A 22,195-nucleotide genomic window follows, 5' to 3' on the forward strand; every position below is an offset into this window, starting at 1 on the left:
AATTAATCTGTTGCTATTACGCATTTTTAATTTTGCTCTATTGGTGTGAAACGAAAATAATCAACATCTATAAATTGCGTTGCGTTTGGCTTAGATGCAACATGAAATAAACCCACTTTTGCTCCTACCCAGCGTCCCTTTGTAGCACTAAAATGTTCACCAATAATTCGAAAAGGATCTGTGCTATTAGTGCGATAACTAAAAATAGCATCGCCAGTAGGTTGCATTGTCATACGTAACTCAACATTATTACCAGAGAAAGGTTGAGGTTCTTTTAAGTGTTCATTACAGCCTTTACGTGCATTTATACATTGTGCGTAAACCAGTTGATTAGTTTGCGTTTCTTTATCATAAGTAATACCGATCCATGCATAGTTCTCACCAAATAAGACAAGTCCTGCTTGGCCTTTTAATGGCAATTTAGGTAACGTAAGTTTAGTGGTTAGAGTAAAGGTATTTGTGGGTAATTTTTGTAGTAATAGGGAAGGTGTTAACCACAAGCTGTCATTGCTTTCGGCTATTTTTTTCTGCTGATATAAGCGCAAAACACCAAGCTTTTTAGTTAGCGAATACCAACGTACATCAGAATTTGCATTCCATTGCCATTGTAGAGCCAGTTGTTCAGCAGTAAAATCATCACTTGCTTTAAGTGATTTAATCGTCACTGTATCGCTATGCACTGGTTTTTTATAGCGTAAAACAGGCTCACCTATTTCATCACCGTCTTCGTCTTTGCCGATGATAGGCCAATCATTTTTCCACTGCATTGGTTGTAAATGTACGATACGGCCATACGCTTTTTTTGACTGAAAGTGGATAAACCAATCTTCATCAAAGTCAGTATGTATCCAAGCACCCTGATGCGGGCCATTAATAATAGAATTACCTTGATTCATAACTATTTTAGCTTGGTAAGGACCGGCTATATTTTTACTACGAAACACCGATTGCCAACCTAAATCAACGCCACCTGCTGGGGCAAATATATAATAATAGCCATTACGCTTATAAAATTTGGGTCCTTCAATCGTCCTATATCCAGGGAAATTTTTGCCATCAATGATATGAGTAAATAGGCTGCTTACCGATGATGCATCGCTTGTCATTTCCCTCAAACTTAAAACATTATTAAAGCCTGAACGACTCTTTGCCCAAGCATGTAATAAGTAACTTTTACCGTTATCATCCCACAGAGGTGTTGGATCGATGATTCCTTTTCCTGATAAAATTAAGCGCGGTTTGCTCCATTTTTTTGCTGGATTGGCTGTTGTGGTAACATAAATACCAAAATCAGGATCTGGGTAAAATATCCAAAACAAGTTATTGTGATAACGTATATTTGGTGCCCAAACACCATTACCATGTTGCACTTTTTGGTAATGCGTTACGGGGATCTGTTCTGTTAGTGCGTAATTAATTAAAGACCAATTAACTAAATCGGTTGAATGAAGTATTGGCAATCCTGGGGCTGAATTAAAGCTAGACGCGGTCATGTAGTAGTGGCCATTGACAGCAACAACATCAGGATCGGAATAATCGGCGTGTAATATAGGATTTGTATAATCGTCGGTATTTAAACTAACGCGCTTAATATCAGTATTATCTGTTACATAGGCCGCGTCTGGTGGGGCAATTGATTTGGCTGAAAATGAAAAAGTAACGAGGTAATATACAAAAAATTTTAACAGTATTATTATATTTATTGGTCGCATTATTAGGTCTTAACGCATCAAAGCAAGGCTAGCTAAAATAAATGGCCCTACGCCTTTAGGATCATTGGCTCTAATATCCTCACTTATATAATACCCAAAGCTACCATCGCGATAGGGTGTACCACCAAGGCCTGCTACGGCACATGTCTGAGTAAAAGAAATACGTTGGTTCGTTGCATCGACTAAAATAAATTGTTTAATTAAACCGTTGTAGCTTCGCTGTGCATGTAACAAGTAGTCCGCAGGAAGGTAGCCGTTCATAACACCTTGAGCCATAGCATAAGTTAACATAGCGCTGCCTGATGATTCTAGGTAGTTGCCTTTAATACTTGCTTTATCAGTTACTTGAAACCAGGTGCCAGAACTATCTTGGTAAATAAGAGCGGCATCAATTAGCGCCTTAAAGCGTGTGTTTAGCCACGTTTTTTTATTGTAATTGTTCGGGAGTTGGTCAAGTACATCGACCATTGCCATGGCATACCAACCAATAGAACGAGACCAATGATTAGGCGATTGTCCCGTTTTAGGATTTGCCCATGCCTGTTGTTTAGATTCATCCCACCCATGTACAGGTAGTTTAGTATCACTGCGATAAAGGTATTTTTCTATTAATTCAAACTGTTTGATTACATCGTCGAATTGCGTTTCGCTGCCATAGCGGCGTATATATTGTGCATAAAAGGGCGCACCCATATAAAGCCCATCGAGCCACATTTGGGAGGTATAACGCTTTTTATGCCAAAACCCACCTTCTTTAGTACGAGGATGATGTTCTAGCTGCTTGTAAAGAGTATCGATTGCTAAGCGATATTTATTGTTTTTAGTCTCATCATACATAAAAAACAATAATTTACCGGCGTTGAGCATATCAATATTATATTTACTCTGTTGATAGCTTTTAATGGTGCCATCTTCATTAATTAAGCTATCAACATACTCACGTATATAATCAAAGTAGCGTTTGTCTTTTGTATTTTGATAAAGCCGAGAGAATGCGAGTAGCTCAAGGCCGTGTGTGTAATCCCAACGTGGCGCTTTGCGCCAATCGAGGGTATACGCCTGTGGGTTTCGCTGCATCTCTGATTCAGCCATTCTGATAGACCATAAATTTTCATTTGGTAATGGCTCGGCTTTCAAAGTAAAAACACAACAAAAAATACAGATAAGCACTGAAAATACAGCTGAACTAAATGGTAAATGCATAGTAACGCAACCTTATTTTGAAGAATGACTTACTTTACTGAGTTATCTATACCTAGTAGCTTAACCATTTCGATACCAGCCAAAATGTATGGTGCAACACCTTTGGGATCGTTACGGCTAATAGGTTCGCTCATGTAATAGTCATAGCTTCCATCACGACCAAAACCTAACCCTGCTACGTAGCATTGATTTAGCATAGAAACAGTTCCATCTTTATGAACAAGGGTAAATTCACTGAGTAAACCTTTATAAGCTGATTTTACTAAAGCAGTATATTCTTTAGCTAAGTAGCCTTTATTGATTGCTTTGGCATAAAAGTAAATAAACATTGCTGTGGCTGACGACTCGCGGTAATTACCGCGCTGCGCAGGTTTGTTAAGTATTTGCCACCATGTTCCGGTGTTTTGATCTTGAACACTTTTAAGGCTAACGGCAATCTCACCAATCATTGTGACTAAAAAATCACGCTGCTCGATATTTTCTGTCGGAATATAATCCAGTACATCAACAACAGCCATGGCTAACCAGCCCATGCCGCGAGCCCAAAATTCTTGCGACAATCCTGTGTTTTTATCAGCCCAACTTTGTGCTTTTAGCTCATCCCATGCATGGTAGTAAAGCCCTGTATTTGAGTCGCGTAAAAATTCGCGAGTAAGTTTAAATTCGTTGACTACTTCATTAAGCGTTTCTTGCTGTTTATGACCAAGCTCGAATTTTTTTGCATAATGAGCTAAAAATGGCATACCCATGTAAACACCATCTAACCATACTTGACCTTGGTATTTCTTTTTATGCCAAAAAGCACCAGCAGAGGTGCGTGGTTGATCGTGCAATTGTTCTCTAAGTGTTTCAATAGCTACACGGTATTTAGCCTCACCTGTACGCTCATATAAGCTAATTAAGTTTTGGCCGGGGGGATGTTATCAATATTGAAGTTACTTTTTTTATACGCATAAATTTTACCTTGATCAGAAATGAAGCTCGCGGTTACTTTTTCAATGACTTCGCTGTACTGTTTTTTTCCGGTCAATAGAGCTAACTGATTATATGCGTAAGGCTGAATACCAATGATATCGTATTCAAATTTTGGTAAGCGTTTACGGTTTACATCCCAGCCCATATAGTGATAACCAAGTACTTTATGAGAAAGCTCGGTGTCAGCTAATGCCTGTGTCCACTTTAAAGCACTTTTTGCATCAAGTGGTGCTTTGAATTGAGCTGCTGATAAACGCGTTTTAATTCGCAAACGTGGTTTTTGTGTTAATTTTTCGGCTTCCTTGTTTAAATAATCAATAAAAGCATCTTTACTATTTATGCCGCTTTCTGGTTGCCACACTGAAGCAAAATAGTAATTAACACGTTGCTGAGATTTATCCCCTTTAGGCTCAAGTATCGCGAGATAGTTGTTTTTATCTTCGGTTACTTTTTTTAGATCGCCTTTTTTGAAAAAAATAGCCATACCAAGTGGTGATTTATCTAAGCTTTGTTTACCCCAACTAGCAATATAGCTATAGCCATAGTTACTTAAGTTGCTTAAATCACCTTGTATGAACACAGTATTTTCATGTTTAACAATGCCTGTAGCCATATTCGGTAAGTCTTTACTTAGCTTTAGTGCTACATTTGCTAGGCGTGAACCTGCATGCATACTAATATCAGCAACAAGATTTTGTTGATTATATGAGCTTTTCCAGTTGTTATAATCTAGCTGTACACTCGCGCGTAAATCGCCATTTTCGACAATGCGTGCTGTCCGTGTTTTTACATTGGCGACGTGCTCAAGCTGGTTTTTTGTATTCATTACACCAAAGCCGCCTGCACCGAGAGAGCTTCCTACTTTAAGGATATCCATCCCCCAACGTGCTTTGTGATGATAAGATTCATATCCATCTAAGCCAACTTGGTGTAACACGGGTTCTGGTGTTAATTTACCGAAAACATCAAAGCCATTTCGCCAATCTAAATAAAAGCGATAGCCTACTTTGTCTGATTCAATACCGGGTCCTTCATAGCGTATCCAATTTGAATGGTCCGTATAGTAATCTGGCGGTGTAAGTGATTTAACATTTTCAAAATGACCTCCAACGTATTCTTTTTTACCTGTATTTATTTGGTGTTTAGGGGGGCGACTATGTGGATGCCATTGCCCAGCAACTTTATGGGCAAGATCTGCCTGTACTCGTTTTACTTTATCGACAGGTTTAACACTAACAGGTGTATTTTCAATAGTAATACTGACAGGTGTGCTGTTATTTAAATCAACAACAAAGTAAAGTCCATCAACAGTGCCATCGTAGTCAATATCAACTGCTTGACTTGGAAGTTTCACATCAGCACTGAAAACGCTGAGTGCTTCTTTTGATGTGAGGCCTAAATCGTAGTAGCTCACGTAGATAGGCTCATCAGGACGTGCAAAATCAGAGGGGTTACTGATTTCTATTTGTGCTAAAGGGGGCGCTTTTTTAAGTGTTGGTAATGCTGCAGTGCTTTCTTTTTGCTGGCAAGCCGATAGAAACAAACTTGCAAAAATAATAGCGCCGGATGCGAGTGCAAACTGTTTTAAAGGGGCGTTTATTGTCATAATCTTCTCCCAATAATAACAGCCAAGCAAAAAGTACTTGGCTGTTAATTAAATAAGCTAATCTAATTTATATGCTTTTTTAACTAACCCATAGGTTAATTGATAAGCTAACGTGTGAGCTGTTTCTTCATTAATTTGATGATTTGTTACCAGCTCGGCTAAATATCGGCAATCTACTCTGCGTGCTACATCATGACGTGCAGGAATTGATAAAAATGCTCGCGTATCATCATTAAAGCCCACCGTGTTATAAAATCCAGCAGTTTCAGTTGCTTGCTGACGAAATCTTAACATACCTGCGGGGCTATCATGGAACCACCATGCTGGGCCTAGTTTTAAACTAGGGTAGTGGCCTGCGAGCGGCGCAAGTTCACGACTGTAAGTTGTTTCATCAAGGGTAAATAGAATAATCTTTAGATTTGGGTTATTTCCGTATTTACTTAACAGCGGTTTAAGTGCATTAACATACTCGGTTTGACTTGGTATATCTGCGCCTTTATCTCGGCCAAATTGATTAAATATTGGTAAGTTATGATTTCGGTGTGCCCCCGGATGAATTTGCATCACTAGGCCATCTTTTATACTCATTCCAGCCAGTTCAGTTAGCATTTGGGCGCGAAAAAGCTCTTGTTCTTGTTCTGTTGCTTGACCTGTACGGCATTTTTCAAAAAGGGCTTCACATTCATTTAAACTTAAATCAGCAGTTAGTGCACTAGGGTGACCATGATCAGTTGCTGTTGCTCTGCCTTCTTGTTTAAAATAATCACGGCGAGTTTGAATTGCACTTAGATAACCTTGCCATGTAGCAGTATTTTGGTTGGTTAGTTCACCTAGTTTTTTTATATTTTCAATAAAGTCTTCTCGGCTTGCATCAACAACATCATCTGGTCTAAACGAGGTAATAACACGTTTTTCCATCGATGTACCAGCAATCGCTTTATGGTGCGCGAGTGTATCCAAAGCACCTTCAGTTGTTGCAATTAGTTCAATGTTGAATCTGTCCATCAGTGCTTGTGGCTTAAATGCTTCTGTTGCTAAGGCCGCCGTTATTTTTTCATAGTAGTCTTGTGCATTTACAGAGCAAAGTTTTTCTGTAAAGTTAAATACATCACTAAATACCGCATCTAACCAGTAACCACTTGGTGTGCCAGCAAATAGGTGATAATTGTCAGCAAAAATTTGCCACGCTTTTTTTGGATCCGCATTTCTCGAGCGTTCCATATCGCCTTCAAGGCCATGCTCGGGGATCCCTAGCGTGGTAAGGTCAATACCTTGGCTGTACAGCATTCTAAATACATAGTGATCAGGTTTAATAAAGAGTTCAGTTGCGTTGCCAAAGTTCTTATTTTCGTTAAACCAACTTGGATCCGTATGCCCATGTGGGCTAATAATTGGTAAATCCTTTATTTTTTCATACAGCTGGCGTGCAATATTAATAACGCTTGGATCACTTGAGAAAAGACGGTCCGGGTGTAATTTTAATTGTTCAATATTCTTCGTCATGGAAATTCCTGCATTCATTTCTTTTACCTATTCAGCCACCGGTGGCAAATTTTATAAACTTAAATTATTTAGCTTCGAGTACGTGTGAACATGCCTGTGTAATAAGTTGCCACTGTTTATTTATCACCCATTGAGGATTGGCTACCCATGTACCACCTACGGCAAAAACATTACTCAGAGCTAAATATTCTTGATAATTATCTTGATTTATTCCACCTGTTGGACAAAAGCGAACATCTTTAAATACGCTCGATACTGCTTTTAAAAAAGGCTGGCCTCCAGCAAGAGAAGCGGGGAATAATTTTTGTTCATTAAAACCAAACTCTGTTGCAAGTAATATGTCAGAAGTATTTGATACACCAGGTAAGCATGGAACTTCACAGCTAGAAAGCGCATCCAGTAATTTAGAAGAGACGGCAGGAGTAACAATATAATCAGCACCTGCGTTAAGTGCCTTATCCAAAATATGTGTACTCGTCACCGTTCCTGCACCAACAATAAGGTTTGGTATTGCGTGTTTTATAGCTTTTAAGGCATTAATCGATTGCTCTGTTCTTAATACAACTTCAACAAGATGAATCCCTGATTCGTACATTGCGTTTGCTATATCAATACCTTGTTGTTCATCATTAGCTTGAATGATTGGTAAAATAGGTTGTGATGCCATTAATGCGGAAAACGGTTTATTGCTCATTCATTTACTACCTTTTACTGGGTTATTTTAGCTAATGACATTGGTTGTTTGTTTAGTGTGACATTATCAATGGTAAAATTAGTCACATGGTTAACGATTGATTCATCACCGACTTTGTCAAAGTGGCTGTTTGTTAGCGTAATATCTTTAATTGGATCACGGGCAAAGCCATTAAGATAAAGGGCTTTACTGAGTACATTTTTACAATGTAAGTTGTCTATTTTTATATCGCGGACAATGGGATCAAATTGCCCCGCATCGCCTTCTTCATAGTAAAAGTTAATTACAATCGCATTTTTAACGGTACCAACTTCAATGTTACGAATACGGATGTGTTCAATTAAACCACCTCGAACTGAGTTGGTCTTGATTCTAATAGCACGCTCTAAATGGGGGCTATCCATAGTACAATTTTGTACAAAAACATTATTCACACCGCCAGAAATTTCACTGCCTATTACGACGCCGCCATGACCTTCTTTCATATGGCAGTTTTCAATGACAATATTTTGTGAGGCTGTATTTACTCTGCGTCCATCAGCGTTTCTTCCTGATTTAATTGCAATGCAGTCATCTCCGGTATCAAATACACAATTTTTGATATGGACGTGATTACAGCTTTCAGGGTCGCAGCCATCAGAATTAGGTCCATGGCTTGAAAAAGTAACATCGCAAACCGTAACACTATTACAAAGTACAGGGTTTACTAGCCAAAATGGCGAGTTTTTAATTGTGATACCTTCAATAAGTACATTATTACAGCGATAAGGTTGTATAAAAGGAGGGCGTAAGTAAGCGCCATCAGCATAAATGCGCTGCTCAACGGGGATATGTTGCTCAGCATCTCGCATTAACTTATCTCGAGCTGTTTTTTGCTCAATTATCTGGCCATTATTGTCAGTTAAAAGCTCCCAGTGAGCCTCTTTGTGCTTACCTTTCCATGGCCACCAGGTGGTATTATTTGCATTACCTTCAAGAATACCTTTGCCTGTTATAGCAATATTTTCTTGCTCGAAAGCATAAATAAGCGGTGAGTAACCCATCATTTCCAGGCCTTCCCAGCGGGTAAATACAGCTGGAAGATAGTCTTCAGGGCTTGTACTAAAACTGAGTATAGTGCCTTCCTCTAGATGTAAATTAACATTAGAAAGTAGGTGAATTGCGCCTGTTATAAATTGACCTTGAGGAATAATTACCTGTCCCCCTCCTTGGGCGTTACAGGATTTGATTGCATTATTAATTGCGACAGTATTGTTAGTTTTATTATCGCCGTTAGCGCCAAAATCGATAATATTAAATGTTTTATCTGGGAACGAGGGGACTTTAATGGATGACTTAATCGCATCTGCCATTTTCCAGTCATCACCTCTTACAGGGCTGCTTAGCATATCGACAAGGGGGGCTGATTTACATCCAACTAACGCTCCTCCAAGTAATGTACTAGATGCAACTGCCTTTATAAAAAATCTACGTGTATTATCCATGTATGTATCCTACAGTGTGGCACCTTATTTATTATTAGTAGTGCTGTTGGTACGCTTAACTAACACGATTAAATATTATTGAGTTAGTTATTATAAATTAACTTTATCAGCCATTGCCACCGGTGGCAATTTGTTTTTGTGATAATTAAAATCACTATAGCTTTTTGATATAAAATAACCGGTAACAAAGTTACCGGCTATTTTAGGTAAGATCATTGTTAGAATGATCCGCGCAAGCCTACTAAAAATTGACGCCCAGAGGATAAGCTCTCATAAGGACGCTGGGTATAAATATCATTCCATTGTTCTTGTTTTTCGTCTGTTAAATTAACTGCTTCAAACGACACACTCATCGATTCGCTCAACTCATAGCGAGCAGAAAAGTTAAGTTTAGCTTTTGCATCATAACCACGTACAAAAGTAGATTCATCCTTATATTCATTGAGGTACTGTTTGTTATACCCACTGCGGTAGTTATAAGAAAAACGTGCCGACCAGCTTTCTTCTTCATAATAAAGTGTAATGTTGTACGAATTTTTAGACGTTTCTTCTTCTACCAAATTTAGCTCAGTACCATAAAAAGGGTCTTCAACATCGCGAGAATAATCAATGTAGGTATAGTTTGATTGCAGACCTAAATTATTAAATGGTGCAGGTAAAAATGTAAAAGGTTGCTGATAGATAAATTCAGCCCCCCACATACCCTCGGCATCCGTATTAACGAGTTGAGATACTTGCCAAGTTATAGTACTTGGGTCCATATCACCAATATCAATCCCGAGTCGATCCAACTCATCTTGCGTTAATACCTCATCACTACTGTCCTTAGTTAAGCCAGTAATATCTTTATAAAATAATGAAGTTGCAATAAGCGACTCTTCTGCAAAATACCATTCTAGGCCTACATCATATTGTTTCGATTTGTAGGGTTGTAAAGAGGGCCCCGCGCCACGTTTAATTGATGCTGTAGGATCGTTTTCATCAGGGACATTAACACTAATCGATGAGCGTAAATCAGACAATTTAGGGCGAGTTATCGCATGTGAATAACTAAAGCGACCAACTAGATCTTCAGTGATATCGTAAGCAATATTTAACGATGGCAACCATTCGTCACCTTTACTTACTGATTCGCGCCAACTGTAGCCGTTATCAAAATTTGCACCGTCGCCGCGACCTGCTGTGTAACCATCTTTATAGATGTGGTCTAAATTAACGATGCGACTGGTATTTTTATTATCAACATAACGTAAACCTATATTACCGCGCAGTTCATTATCAAAAATGTCGTGCCTAAAGTTAAGTTGAGCATACGCTGTTGTTACTTCTTCTTTAATATAATATGTGCGTTTATATTCTTCTTTAGCTTCGAAAAAATCACGACCTGAAAATGCAGCCATCATTGCATTGTAATCAGGCGTTAACCATGTGCCATCGTTTAGTGTTGATGTGGCAGGTACTGAAGCATCATTACCAAATTTGACACCTTGTTTATCTAACGTAGTTGAAAATAATAAGCCATTTATTTGTGAATTATCTAAATCCATAACGCGTGTTTCAGCACTTTTTCCACTGGTTTTATTTGTTTCAATATTAAGGTCTTTCCACGAAGATCGATAATCATGTTGCTCTGTTTCAAACGAACGTTGACCTACACCAAATTTAACTGTGTATTGGTCATTTATCTCGTAGCTAAAATCGATTTTAACTGTACTATTTTCACTCTCGATTGTTTGAGCGCGGTTACGTGTTAGAGCTGCGGCGTAGTTGTTACCATCTACCATTGAATTTTCTAAATCGGCACGTGTAAATATGGCGCCAGGGGCTTGGCCAGCAGCAAATGCAAATGAAGGCATGGTCGAATTTAACTCACCACTGCCTATTGCTACTCCACCTGGATTATTTATTAACTCCAAAGGGTCAATATTACTATCGTAACTATAAGCAACAGTCGAACCTGCGCTATCGAGTGCAAATGTTCTAGAGTAAGGAACGTCTAAATCAGATTTACCCATACCAACTAAAAAGTTCATTTGGAGGCGATCGTTAATATACCAATCACCAGAAAAACTTATTTGGTCAAAGTCAGACTCAGCCTTATCTTGACGAGCTTCAGAGCGAATAATTGCATTAGAATAGGCTCCCGCTACAATTGTATTGTTATCATCTATATGGATGTTTTCTGGAACAATGTCTTTTTGGTCACGTAACAATACAGAGTATTGATATTCATCCATTGTTGTATCAAGGGCTGCATGTAATATGTCTAAATTCATAGACAGGTTGTCGGTGGGAGCGTATTGAAAAGCAACCGTTGCACCTAAACGTTTTTGCTGCTTAGAAAAAATAGAATAGCGAGGGATACGCGGTAAATATAAGCCATCTAAATTATCATCAGTATAGTTACCATTTTCTTGTAATAGTGTTTTAGGCGAAGCCGTTAAATAGTTAGTGCCGCCTTGCGTTACAGGTAAACCATCATCTTGGTATTTTGGGTTATTGACGGTCCAGCGCACACTTGATGATCCTTCGCTTTGTACTGTTCCATCGCTGTAAGCAACCGATGCTAACACTCCAAATTTGTTATCCCAGTTATTGCTCAGCATAAATGAAATACGAGGGGATACATCCTCAGAAATGTCGTTGTAGCGGGCGTTTACGTTGTAAGAACCTTTAAAACCATCATACTGAAATGGACGCGCCGTTTGTAAATTAACATTACCTGAAATACCGCCATCTTCCATTTCGGCAGAAACTGTTTTATCGACATCAATTTGAGTAAAAAGCTCAGATGCAAATACATTATAATCAAATGCACGAGAAGTATTTGAACCGCCAGCAGCATCTGTTGCAGCACCAGCAGATGCTGATTCCATACCGTTAATAGTTGTTTTAACAAAGCGAGAACCTAAACCACGAATCGTGATTTGACGACCTTCGCCGGCATCTTCTTCAATTGAAATTCCGGGTACACGAGCAAGAGAGTCTGCTACATTTAAATCGGGAAATTTACCAATGTCTTCTGCAATAATGGTTTCGCGTGTGCCAACAGCTTCACGTTTTGCCATAAGAGCTGCGTTAATGCTACCGCGATAACCTTTTACTTGAATGATTTCTATGTCATCGCTGTCGTCACTGGCCTTTTGCTGTGATTGCTCAGCTGCAAAAGCATTGCTAGTAATTACGCCACCTAAAATAAGATAGGTCATGAGTGTGTTTAGTTTAAAGTTGTGTGTAATTGCTGCCATTGCGATCCCAGTTGTGTTTTATTGTTATAAATTACATGGCCGTGTCGGTGTTTTGCCATGTGTTTGCTATATTTAACATAAATGACTGAAAAATATATGTTTAAGTAATTTAATTTAAAATGCCAATGAATGAACGATATAAATTGCTACCGGTGGCACGCGATGAAAACTATACCTAAAAATAGCGACTGTCAAATAATAAAAACAATAAAATTAATACTTGGTTCACATAATTTAACATTTAATTATCTGAGATAGACTAGGGTTTGTTTATCTTTCGAGGTTAAATTTGCAGCCGTTTAGACAAGGCGGATGCGGAAACTTTGCTCGGTTTTTACTTAGCCCACTAGGCAAAAAACCGAGCAAAGCGATTTGATCGCCCCTAAGTTGAACAAATATCAATCCAAAAAGTTCAACACTCTCTAAACACAACTGAATAATATATTGACTATATATTATTTTATTTGCCACCGGTGGCAATTGTGTTATTTTTAATAAAAGCCTTTGAATTAAATCAGTCAATTAGCCAAGCGTTATAGCTTATTTCGTAAGCAGGAGATAATAATGATAAAAAAAATAGTAGGCTCAATACTAATATTGAGTAGTTTTTTTGCAATGAGTAAACAAGGTACAACACATATATATATGGCTGGGGATTCAACCATGTCTATTAAAGATGTTAAAGACTATCCTGAAACAGGGTGGGGTATGCCATTCAGCATTTTTTTTAATGAATCAGTTTCTGTGGTCAACTTAGCTAAAAATGGTCGCAGCACGCGTACATTCAAAACTGAAGGGCTATGGAAAAAAATAATAGATAATATTCAAGTTGGTGACTACGTGTTTATTCAGTTTGGCCACAATGATGAATCCAAGAAAAAAATAGATAGGTATACCTCACCTGATCAGTTTGCAGATAATCTTACTCATTTCATTAATGATATTAATGCTAAAAAAGCACATGCTATTTTACTCACTCCAATTACGCGTCGTTACTTTAACAAAATGGGTACTTTAAAAGAGACACACCCTATATACGCTGATAAAGTCCGTCAGGTTGCACAAGAAACAGGTGTTGATTTTATAGATATGGAAAAGGTAACCACGGCATATTTTCAATCTTTGGGTGATAAAGGTTCTGCACTTCGTTTTATGCACATTGGTGCAAATTTACACCCTAACTACCCATTTGGGGTAACAGATGATACGCATTTAAATCAGCTTGGTGCACGCGAAGTCGCACAATTGGTATTAACTCAACTAAAAATATTGAACCACCCATTGGTAAAAAAGCTACGTACTCCCGATCCAAAGCATTTAAAACTAAAAGGTTGATATTATCAATTAATTTGTTATAGTTGATTTTGTCATCTATTTAACGCTGAGGCATGCCTAAAAATGAGTACACCCGTATCAGCAAACCCAGTAATGGTTGAGCCTAAAAAAACACCTGTAATTTATAAAATACTGGTTATGGTAAGTATTATTACCTTAATTGGCGGTACTCTAACTGGCATTATGACTTATGTGAATGTGGGTGTTACAGAGCATTTTTATGCAGATTGGTTTACCTCATTTATAAGTGCAGTATTGGTTATGGCGCCTGTTGGTTTTGTAATGATGACCTTAATGCATAAGCTAGTTAATAAGTTATTGCCTAGTAGTAGCGAGCTAAAACGTAATTTAGTGATTAGTGTTTTTATGGCGCTGATCATGGAGTCGGTTATGGCGTTTGTTACCGCTACTAATAATATTGGCTATGCAGATATGCGTGTATTTGTAACTGGATGGGCTGAAGGGTTATTAGCCGCATTACCAATAGGTTTAACTATAATGCTGATAATGTCGGTTACGGTAAAACCTAAAATAGAACGCTTTTTAAAAAGCTAATAACAAAAAAGAGCCATTGGCTCTTTTTTGTTATTTAGTGTTTACCTGCTCTTTAAATTGCACCATTCAAAAAAGGTGCTGTTCGGCTTATTTTAGATTGAGCTACCTCTGTAGGTTTACCTTGGGCTACAATTAAGCCGCCTTCTTCACCAGCACCGGGTCCTACATCTATGACCCAGTCACTATTGCGGGCTACTTGCATATCGTGTTCAACCATAATGACGGTATTGCCAGCATCTACTAATTTATTTAACTGCGACATTAACATTGATACATCGGATGGATGCAGGCCTGTGGTTGGCTCATCAAGAATATAAAGTGTGTTACCGCGCTGCGCACGTTGCAGCTCGGTTGCTAATTTAATACGCTGCGCTTCACCGCCAGAAAGCTCAGTGGCAGGTTGCCCTAAACGTAAATACCCAAGACCTACTTGCATAAGTGCATCGAGTGCTCGCAGTATTGCAGGTTCGTTTTCAAAAAAGGTATGCGCCGATTCAACCGTTAAATTGAGGATATCGCTTATGTTTTTATCACGATATGTAACCTCAAGTGTTTGCTCGTTATAACGTTTGCCATGACACACTTGGCAAGGTGAGTAAACGCTAGGTAAAAACAGCAGCTCTATACTTACAAAGCCAACGCCCTCACAGTTTTTACAGCGACCTTTAGCAACATTAAACGAAAAGCGACCGGCATCGTAACGGCGCTCTTTCGCTTTTTGGGTAGAAGCAAATAGTTTACGCACATGATCAAACAAACCCGTATAGGTAGCTAAGTTTGAATGAGGGGTACGGCCAATCGCTTTTTGATTTACGGTAATTAGGCGGCTTATATTATTTATACCTTCAATGATTTTTCCGCTGGAGTGTGTTTGCAGTTCTTGTTCGAGTAAGTCGGCTTCGTCGGTGGGGGCTTCCGGGATTACTTTTTGCCCAAGTGCTTCGTAAACAAGCTCTACTAACGCTTGGCTCACTAAGCTTGATTTACCAGAGCCCGAAACCCCAGTAACGGTTGTCATAACACCTAGTGGAAATTCTGCATTGAGTTTTTTAAGATTGTTACGCTCAATATCAGCCAATTTTAACCACGCTTTTGGCTGCCTTTGCTCCTTTTTTTGCGCGCTGTTTTGAGTAGACTCTTGACTGGCGTTTTTAGCAAAAAGGTGACGACCGGTGTGCGAATTTTTTATTTTGCTTAACCCTTCAACAGGGCCGCTGTAAATAATGTCGCCACCATAGACACCTGCATCAGGGCCTACATCAACAATCCAATCGGCGTGTTTAACAACGCTAACATCGTGTTCAACAACAAATACAGAATTGCCAGCCGCTATTAACTCGTCGAGCGCTTTTAAAAGTGCTTGAGTATCGGCAGGGTGTAAACCCGCTGATGGTTCATCTAACACGTAAACTACCCCAAATAATTTAGAGCGAATTTGTGTGGCAAGTCGCAATCGTTGTAACTCACCAGGTGAGAGCGTTGGTGTTGTGCGCTCAAGCGACAAGTACCCTAAACCAAGCATGGTTAGTGCCTCAATACGAGTGAGAATATCGCTAGCAATGCGCTGCGTAACAATGGCTTGCTCTGGATTTTTTGTATTTTTATTTACTTTGGTGTTGGCGGCATTACTTAATTTTTTAGCAAGTTCGTTTAATGTAAGTTGAGATAGCTCGCCAATATCGAGCCCTGCAAATTTAACACTTAGCGACGCTTGTTTTAATTTTTTACCTTGGCAGGTAGGGCACTGCGATATTTGCATAAACTGCGATACGCGCTTTTTTGTACGCGGGCTTTGCGTGGTAGCAAAAGACTGTAAAACAAAGCGTTTAGCGCTTGAAAAAGTCCCCATGTAGCTTGGATCTTCGTTATTTTTTATCGCATTTTGTGTTTGCTCATAGGTGTAATCTGGGTATACCGGCACAGTAGGAGTTTCGTCGGTAAATAAAATCCAATCGCGTGCTTTTTTAGAAAGTTTGTTCCAAGGCGTATCTATGTCATAACCAAGGGAAGTAAGAATACGGCTTAGGTTTTTACCTTGCCATGCTGGTGGCCACGCTTCAATGGCGCGCTGGCGAATAGTTTTTGTATCGTCTGGCACAAGTAGCTTTTCGGTTACTTCAAATACTCGGCCTATTCCTGAGCATTCTGGGCACGCACCTTGTGGCGTATTCGGCGAAAACGCATCGGCGTAAAGTATGCCTTGCCCTTTGGGGTATTCGCCTGCGCGTGAGTAAAGCATACGTAGCGCGTTAGAAATAGTTGTTATGCTGCCAACGGATGAACGAATCGACGGTGCGCCGCGTTGCTGCTGCAAAGCAACGGCAGGCGGTAGTCCTTCAATAGAATCAACATCGGGCTCATCAACTTGATCTATTAACCTACGGGCGTATGGTGATACCGAATCAAGATAACGGTGCTGCGACTCAGCAAACAGCGTTCCAAACGCAAGCGACGATTTTCCAGAACCCGATATTCCTGTAAAAACAACCAATGCGTTACGAGGTAAATCAACGTCTACATTTTTTAAGTTGTGAACGCGCGCCCCTCTTAATTGAATGCTGTTACTGGGATCAGATAAATTCATTGTTGAGTTTTTATGTGTGCTTGCCATACGTTTATACTCCTGTTTAATCGCGCTTTTTACTTTAAGTTAGCTTTGAATTATTTACTCTTATCACTCGTTATTACCTCAAAGTAGCGCAAGCACACTGAATGAGCGCTTAGTCTGTAGTGGCGCAGCCAAAGCGCTGGATAAAATTACGATGATTGTTTGTTTACATAATAGGTATGGAATGCGAATATAATTTAAACAGTTATTGTTATGTAATTTACTAGGTATGTTACTTGGTAATAAAAAGGAACTAACAGTGAATAAAGCCTTAGTGATCATTTTATTAGTGCTTTCGTGGGCAACCCAAGCCGACACAATCAACGCGCTAAATGTTGACCGTGCAGTACCAAATAGCATGCACTTATCGTTTGCAAACGATAGCAACATAACCCCTAAAAAAGGGGATTTTAAAATCGTTAATTATGTATTAATGAGCAATGAAGAGGGTGAACGCTGGGCTGTTATAACGCTAACTAACTTATCGTCGGGCAATCGCGAATTAGGCGAGGAGCACTTACTTGCACTTTTTGCTGACGGCAGCCGATTCATGCCAATGGAATTTAAACTCGGTTTTAAAGGCAACGAAACACAATCGGTAACTGTATCGTTTGCCGATTATAAATTCCCTATTTTAAGTGTGTATTCGAGTAACGATTTGTAACTAATAACGATGCGATAATATTAAATTAGGGATATTTCTAAAATTAAGGATTTTTATGAAGTTTGAAGATGCGCAACAAAATATGAACCTCGCATATTTCGGTGGTGGAACCGGTGTATTAGTGTCTGGCTTGGTTTGGTGTATAGCTGGCTTTGTCGCATTACTGCATTCAAATCAATCGAGTATGCTTACTTTGTTTTTTGGTGGTATGTTTATACATCCTTTAGCCATGCTACTTTCAAAAGCGCTTAAACGCTCTGGCAATCATGACCCTAAAAATCCATTAGGTAAATTGGCCTTAGAAAGCACTATTATTTTATTTGTTGGTTTGTTTTTAGCGTTTTATGTAGCAAAACTTCAAGCTGAATGGTTTTATTCAATAATGCTGATGATAATTGGTGTTCGCTATTTAGTTTTCAACACTTTATATGGCATGAAAGTGTACTGGATTTTAGGTGCTTCGCTTATGTTTTCTGGCATGTTGTGTATTGTATTAAATGCCAATTTTGTAATCGGCGCCTTTATTGGCGGGATAACCGAAATAGTATTTGCGCTAGTAATATTTGCCCAATCGAAAGGTATGGTTTTAAAAACAGAATAATAAGCTCTTATAATCGCAAAAATAGTGTGCAGTTGGAGTTACCCTTCAGCTTGGTATATAGCAAAGGCTTTTTAAAGTATTGAGTATCTGCAAATAGCATGTATCCATTAGTCGGCTTAGAGCGAATAGCAGACATTAAAAAATTAAATTTATTCCTATGTTTTGAGTAGAAATCTAATTTTGTCCGATAACATTATTAAACGCCGTTTTGGGGCAAAATAACATGCTTAGTTCCTAGTTGTTTTAATTACTTGTTTACAAAGGTAATTATTGGTGAAATTATCAGAGTATGTAATATACGCCGTTTTGGTGTGTTATAAACCACCTAAATGGTGTTCAATAAGCTGTTAGCCGTCATGGAGGATGTATGGATTTCCGAGGCAAAATAATAAAATCGACACATGTTTTTTTTCGATCTGGATTTCTTTATAAAATAGCTTTAGAAGCTAGTAATAAAGTTGAGAATGAACCCGAACAAGCACTTGTTAGTCTAATCTTTAGTTATAATTCATTAGAAGCATTTATAAATGAAACCGCAATGAGTTGTGAGATCTTTAGAGGTGGTCGGAGAACCGATAAAGAACGTGATTTCTATGACTTAATTAATCAAATGCAAGATGATCAAGTATCAACAGCAGAAAAATATCATACAGCTAAAGAACACTTTACTGATAAAAGGTGGGATAGAGGAGGGAAGGTGTTTCAAAATTTCACACTCCTTACGTTGTTAAGAAATGAACTTATCCATCGAAAATCTGAAGTAGTAAAACAAAAGAAAGTAATAGGTGGGGAGAAATCTGAAATTGACTTATGTTCAATTCGGCATAAATTGTATTCGCGGTTAAAGGATAAGAAGCTAGTAACAAACATCGATCCAACTGCAGATGAAAGTTGGATTGATAGTGTTCAAAATCCACAGTTTGCAAAGTGGTGTTGTGAAACTGCTTTAGATATGACAACTGAGTTTTTTTCATATCTACCTGAAGGTCATTTTAAACATAAAATGATGGAACAGATGTCTTTTCAGCCTTATGTAAACGGCTAACAAGGCAATTAAACGGAACTAAAACAGTTGGTTAAGTTTCGCTTCGCTACACATTATAACCAACAATTTTAGTCCGCTTATTGCGGCGTTACGTGTCAGTGTTGTAATCATCATGGAGTTCTATATGGAAAATTTTTGTGAGGCAAAAGGAGTGAATTTGGAGAATATTTTCTTAGATAAGTTTCAAGAAGAATCCCCTGAGATGTACGCAAAAATTAACGATTTTAAAATAATGATTCGGATAGCCGAGGTATTAGAAAACCGCTATAGCGTTTCGTTTTTGTTAGACTTATTCTTTGGATTTGAAAATAGTCTTATAAATGTTGATGCTGTCATGCATGAGGTGAAGTTTCTTGAGGGAACTGAACCTGAAAGTCACACTAAAGAGCAATCTGAATTTAAAAGACCTCCACTTAAAGGGCTTTGGCATAAACATTACATGGATGGTAGCATTTCTGGGCTAGCTCAAAATGTTAATAATGCGCTAAAAAGTTACAGTATCCCTTATTTTAAGCAAAGAATAATAGATGCTAAAAAAAGTGGTGAAGAGCAATATATGACTGCCGAGGATATTTCTCATATAGTGAACGATCTCGTTACGGGTAACTTACAGAGACGTAGAGAAGAACAAAAAACAACTGGTGAATGGCTCATTTATGCTATCCATGAAAACACCAAGTATTATCTTTGTTTGGCAAAACATGGTGATGGTGACGATGCTATTCGTAAAAAAATTAATTCATCTTGTATTTACGAATTTCCATTTTTAAAAGAAATTTTGCCGGTTCAAGTTGAAAACACGTAACAAGAGTCTAAGGTTACGACAGTCCGCTTTTGGCACTCTCCAGCCACTCGACAACATAAAATGTTGATAATAATTGGCAAGGTATTTTACAGTGTTGGATGGCGCTTCGATTATCCGACCTACACTGGCACAAAGCGAACTATCCCTGAGTCCATCCATTTAACTCCCAAGCTACAAAGCCCTTACTCAAAACTGATACCTTGCTTTAAAAAGTAATCTTCAACTGCATCAGTATGGGGCTTAAACGCTTTCCAACGGCCTATTGCTTTATTGTTAAGTGGTTGGCGTACTTGTACTTTACTGGCGGTAGAGACCGGTGCGGTGTTTAAGTGAAAATCTATACATTGCTCCTGCCACTCTAAGTTACAAAAGCTGACTAACTCTTTAATTTGTTGCTCGGGCTGTGCGACTAATTCTTCGTATTTTACTAATTTTATATTGCTGTGCAGGGTACTAAAGTGCTGCATTAGTTTGTAAAAACGGCTGTAAAATTTTGCAGTGTCGAGTAAATCGAGCATCAAATAGAACAGACACCCATCCTAAATTTTGCACTTTTCAAAATTAAAGGCTACGTTTTAGTTAGTGCAAAAAACGAGCAGGGTGTCTTATGGCAATTGCAAGAAAGCGTCAAGTAAGTTTGGTTGATACAAAATACTATCACTGTATTTCACGCTGTGTTCGTCGTGCATTTTTATGTGGAGAAGACCGTTTTACTGGTCAATCTTACGAGCATCGACGAGGCTGGGTTGAAGATAAGCTGCTTGAATTAGCGAAGGTATTTTGTATTGATGTATGTGCTTACGCTGTTATGAGTAATCACACCCACTTAGTACTGTATGTTGATGATAAAAAAGCGAATCGATTAAACGATAAAGCGATTATCATTCGCTGGCATAAGCTCTGTAAAGGTACTGTACTTACGCAAAAATACATACAGGGTGAAAAGCTAAGTAAAGCCGAACTTATCTTTTTCAATCAAACAGTAAACGACTACCGCGAGCGCCTATCAAGTATTAGCTGGTTTATGCGGTTGTTAAATGAAGACATTGCCCGCAGAGCAAATAAAGAAGATAACTGCACAGGTAGGTTTTGGGAAGGGCGCTTTACGTCTCAAGCATTATTAGACGAAGCAGCACTTGCAGCCTGCATGGCGTATGTTGATTTAAACCCCATTAGAGCCAAAATGGCTAATACACCAGAGGAGTCAGACCATACCAGCATCAAACAGCGTTTAACGTATGCAAAGGATGGCAAGCAACCAAAACAACTACTGCGCTTTGCAGGCATGCCACGTCAAATTATGCCAAAAGGGCTGCCGTTTAAGCTTAAATCGTACCTTGAACTTGTTGAGTTAACTGGACGTTGTATACGAGAAGACAAACGAGGTTATATTGAAAGTTCGCACCTACCCTTACTCGAAAGAGTGAATATATCCCCCGAGAACTGGTTAAAACTCACCACACAATTTACGCGTGTATTTCATGGTGCAGTAGGCAGGCCAAGTTCACAAGCAAGTTACTGTGAAAATTTAAACAGAAAGCGACGGGCGAATATCAGTAACTGCGAAAAGCTACTTGCATAAAGCTTAAGCTACTCAGTAAAACTATTCAGTAATAAATCACAACTGCACCATGCAGCCATTTTTATGCGTGTGATTTAGGTTTAATAGAGTTAATGACTTATTTAATAGGTGAAATGAAAGTAATCCAGTAGGAAAGGTAAATTTTTAACCTAAAAGATAAATTTTATGACACAGTTTGGCTTGTATAATTAAAGTGGCTGTCTAGTTTCGCCCGAGAGTAAACGAAGAGAGTCTCAACATAATCTTTGGAGGTATAAGCGATAACCATTGGGGAATCGTAATTAACCATAAATCAACTATTCCAACTTCTGGTGATTATAGCCATATAGGTTTGGAATTCGATATTGTTCAAAAAGTTTCAGATAGCAGTTTTTACTATCAGACTAACTAATGGCTGTTATTGGCACTTTTGTGGAGTTCAACTGTGAGCGAAAACTGACTGTCAGCCCCAACTATTCCAAATATTGATTATCTTATAAAAGAAACAACAACGACAACCAGAGTAATAAACCCCGCAATCACAGCCTAATCAATAAGCATAAATTGATGAGGTATTGTTACTTTTAGTGCCTTAT

The 22,195-nt window shown here is 38.6% G+C and carries 16 protein-coding genes and 1 pseudogene; 7 read left to right on the forward strand and 10 right to left on the reverse strand.

Features of this window, described 5'->3' with window-relative positions; all coding sequences use genetic code 11:
• Positions 1 to 26: 26 nt before the first annotated feature.
• The 8 genes from LOS73_RS05605 to LOS73_RS05640 all read right to left on the reverse strand — a co-directional run bounded on the left by LOS73_RS05605 (position 27) and on the right by LOS73_RS05640 (position 12,425).
• Complete coding sequence (locus tag LOS73_RS05605) at positions 27 to 1,712, reverse strand: glycoside hydrolase family 43 protein (RefSeq protein ID WP_457934640.1); 1,686 nt, start codon at positions 1,710 to 1,712, stop codon at positions 27 to 29.
• Between the two features lie 9 nt (positions 1,713 to 1,721).
• Positions 1,722 to 2,915 (reverse strand): glycoside hydrolase family 88/105 protein, encoded by a 1,194-nt coding sequence (locus tag LOS73_RS05610; RefSeq protein ID WP_342866006.1) that lies wholly within the window; start codon positions 2,913 to 2,915, stop codon positions 1,722 to 1,724.
• A 29-nt stretch (positions 2,916 to 2,944) separates the two neighbouring features.
• Positions 2,945 to 3,814 carry a glycoside hydrolase family 88/105 protein gene (locus tag LOS73_RS05615; RefSeq protein ID WP_242401461.1) on the reverse strand — a complete coding sequence of 290 codons (870 nt, stop codon included), beginning with the start codon at positions 3,812 to 3,814 and terminating at the stop codon, positions 2,945 to 2,947.
• Complete coding sequence (locus LOS73_RS05620; protein ID WP_457934641.1) at positions 3,814 to 5,496, reverse strand: DUF4861 family protein; 1,683 nt, start codon at positions 5,494 to 5,496, stop codon at positions 3,814 to 3,816. The genes LOS73_RS05615 and LOS73_RS05620 overlap by 1 nt, the downstream gene beginning before the upstream one ends.
• 57 nt (positions 5,497 to 5,553) lie before the next feature.
• Positions 5,554 to 6,999 (reverse strand): glucuronate isomerase, encoded by a 1,446-nt coding sequence (gene uxaC / locus LOS73_RS05625; protein WP_342866004.1) that lies wholly within the window; start codon positions 6,997 to 6,999, stop codon positions 5,554 to 5,556.
• Between the two features lie 64 nt (positions 7,000 to 7,063).
• Complete coding sequence (gene eda, locus LOS73_RS05630; RefSeq protein WP_007377238.1) at positions 7,064 to 7,693, reverse strand: bifunctional 4-hydroxy-2-oxoglutarate aldolase/2-dehydro-3-deoxy-phosphogluconate aldolase; 630 nt, start codon at positions 7,691 to 7,693, stop codon at positions 7,064 to 7,066.
• 14 nt (positions 7,694 to 7,707) lie between these two features.
• Positions 7,708 to 9,177 (reverse strand): glycoside hydrolase family 28 protein, encoded by a 1,470-nt coding sequence (locus LOS73_RS05635; protein ID WP_457934642.1) that lies wholly within the window; start codon positions 9,175 to 9,177, stop codon positions 7,708 to 7,710.
• Between the two features lie 218 nt (positions 9,178 to 9,395).
• The gene (locus LOS73_RS05640) at positions 9,396 to 12,425 is read right to left on the reverse strand and encodes a TonB-dependent receptor (RefSeq protein ID WP_008134456.1); all 3,030 of its coding nucleotides are present in this window, start codon (positions 12,423 to 12,425) and stop codon (positions 9,396 to 9,398) included.
• A gap of 564 nt (positions 12,426 to 12,989) precedes the next feature.
• Between LOS73_RS05640 and LOS73_RS05645 the strand changes: the two genes are divergently transcribed.
• Both LOS73_RS05645 and LOS73_RS05650 read left to right on the forward strand, forming a co-directional pair.
• Complete coding sequence (locus LOS73_RS05645) at positions 12,990 to 13,760, forward strand: rhamnogalacturonan acetylesterase (protein ID WP_149605186.1); 771 nt, start codon at positions 12,990 to 12,992, stop codon at positions 13,758 to 13,760.
• A gap of 63 nt (positions 13,761 to 13,823) precedes the next feature.
• Positions 13,824 to 14,315 (forward strand): DUF2798 domain-containing protein, encoded by a 492-nt coding sequence (locus LOS73_RS05650; protein ID WP_182692473.1) that lies wholly within the window; start codon positions 13,824 to 13,826, stop codon positions 14,313 to 14,315.
• A 52-nt stretch (positions 14,316 to 14,367) separates the two neighbouring features.
• Here the strand turns inward: LOS73_RS05650 and uvrA are convergent, their stop codons facing one another.
• Positions 14,368 to 16,926, reverse strand: a complete 2,559-nt coding sequence (gene uvrA, locus LOS73_RS05655) for an excinuclease ABC subunit UvrA (protein ID WP_457934643.1) — start codon at positions 16,924 to 16,926, stop codon at positions 14,368 to 14,370.
• A gap of 256 nt (positions 16,927 to 17,182) precedes the next feature.
• On the opposite strand from uvrA, the gene LOS73_RS05660 reads away from it, so the two are divergent.
• The 4 genes from LOS73_RS05660 (at position 17,183) to LOS73_RS05675 (ending at position 20,038) form a co-directional block, all read left to right on the forward strand.
• Positions 17,183 to 17,587, forward strand: a complete 405-nt coding sequence (locus tag LOS73_RS05660; RefSeq protein WP_369619988.1) for a hypothetical protein — start codon at positions 17,183 to 17,185, stop codon at positions 17,585 to 17,587.
• Between the two features lie 55 nt (positions 17,588 to 17,642).
• Complete coding sequence (locus tag LOS73_RS05665; protein ID WP_008134451.1) at positions 17,643 to 18,188, forward strand: DUF7010 family protein; 546 nt, start codon at positions 17,643 to 17,645, stop codon at positions 18,186 to 18,188.
• Between the two features lie 367 nt (positions 18,189 to 18,555).
• Positions 18,556 to 19,233, forward strand: coding sequence for a hypothetical protein (locus LOS73_RS05670; protein ID WP_457934644.1), 678 nt, complete (start codon positions 18,556 to 18,558; stop codon positions 19,231 to 19,233).
• A gap of 124 nt (positions 19,234 to 19,357) precedes the next feature.
• Positions 19,358 to 20,038: a hypothetical protein gene (locus tag LOS73_RS05675; RefSeq protein ID WP_457934645.1), complete on the forward strand. Its 681-nt coding sequence runs from the start codon at positions 19,358 to 19,360 to the stop codon at positions 20,036 to 20,038.
• Positions 20,039 to 20,220: 182 nt separating this feature from the next.
• On the opposite strand, the pseudogene LOS73_RS05680 reads toward LOS73_RS05675, so the two are convergent.
• Positions 20,221 to 20,553, reverse strand: a pseudogene (locus LOS73_RS05680) (sulfotransferase); the annotation flags it as partial.
• A 92-nt stretch (positions 20,554 to 20,645) separates the two neighbouring features.
• Here LOS73_RS05680 and LOS73_RS05685 point away from each other — a divergent pair.
• On the forward strand, positions 20,646 to 21,620 hold the full coding sequence (locus LOS73_RS05685) for a transposase (protein WP_457934646.1): 975 nt from the start codon (positions 20,646 to 20,648) through the stop codon (positions 21,618 to 21,620).
• The last annotated feature ends 575 nt before the right edge of the window (positions 21,621 to 22,195 follow it).

It is taken from the genome of Pseudoalteromonas sp. SCSIO 43210, from assembly GCF_054133285.1.

Excerpts from the sequence above, each read along its gene's own strand:
- LOS73_RS05605 (WP_457934640.1), bottom strand. The coding sequence starts at position 1,712 with ATGCGACCAATAAATATAATAATACTGTTAAAATTTTTTGTATATTAC.
- LOS73_RS05610 (WP_342866006.1), bottom strand. The coding sequence starts at position 2,915 with ATGCATTTACCATTTAGTTCAGCTGTATTTTCAGTGCTTATCTGTATT.
- LOS73_RS05620 (WP_457934641.1), bottom strand. The coding sequence starts at position 5,496 with ATGACAATAAACGCCCCTTTAAAACAGTTTGCACTCGCATCCGGCGCT.
- uxaC (WP_342866004.1), bottom strand. The coding sequence starts at position 6,999 with ATGACGAAGAATATTGAACAATTAAAATTACACCCGGACCGTCTTTTC.
- eda (WP_007377238.1), bottom strand. The coding sequence starts at position 7,693 with ATGAGCAATAAACCGTTTTCCGCATTAATGGCATCACAACCTATTTTA.
- LOS73_RS05635 (WP_457934642.1), bottom strand. The coding sequence starts at position 9,177 with ATGGATAATACACGTAGATTTTTTATAAAGGCAGTTGCATCTAGTACA.
- LOS73_RS05640 (WP_008134456.1), bottom strand. The coding sequence starts at position 12,425 with ATGGCAGCAATTACACACAACTTTAAACTAAACACACTCATGACCTAT.
- LOS73_RS05645 (WP_149605186.1), top strand. The coding sequence starts at position 12,990 with ATGATAAAAAAAATAGTAGGCTCAATACTAATATTGAGTAGTTTTTTT.
- LOS73_RS05650 (WP_182692473.1), top strand. The coding sequence starts at position 13,824 with ATGAGTACACCCGTATCAGCAAACCCAGTAATGGTTGAGCCTAAAAAA.
- uvrA (WP_457934643.1), bottom strand. The coding sequence starts at position 16,926 with ATGGCAAGCACACATAAAAACTCAACAATGAATTTATCTGATCCCAGT.
- LOS73_RS05665 (WP_008134451.1), top strand. The coding sequence starts at position 17,643 with ATGAAGTTTGAAGATGCGCAACAAAATATGAACCTCGCATATTTCGGT.
- LOS73_RS05670 (WP_457934644.1), top strand. The coding sequence starts at position 18,556 with ATGGATTTCCGAGGCAAAATAATAAAATCGACACATGTTTTTTTTCGA.
- LOS73_RS05675 (WP_457934645.1), top strand. The coding sequence starts at position 19,358 with ATGGAAAATTTTTGTGAGGCAAAAGGAGTGAATTTGGAGAATATTTTC.
- LOS73_RS05685 (WP_457934646.1), top strand. The coding sequence starts at position 20,646 with ATGGCAATTGCAAGAAAGCGTCAAGTAAGTTTGGTTGATACAAAATAC.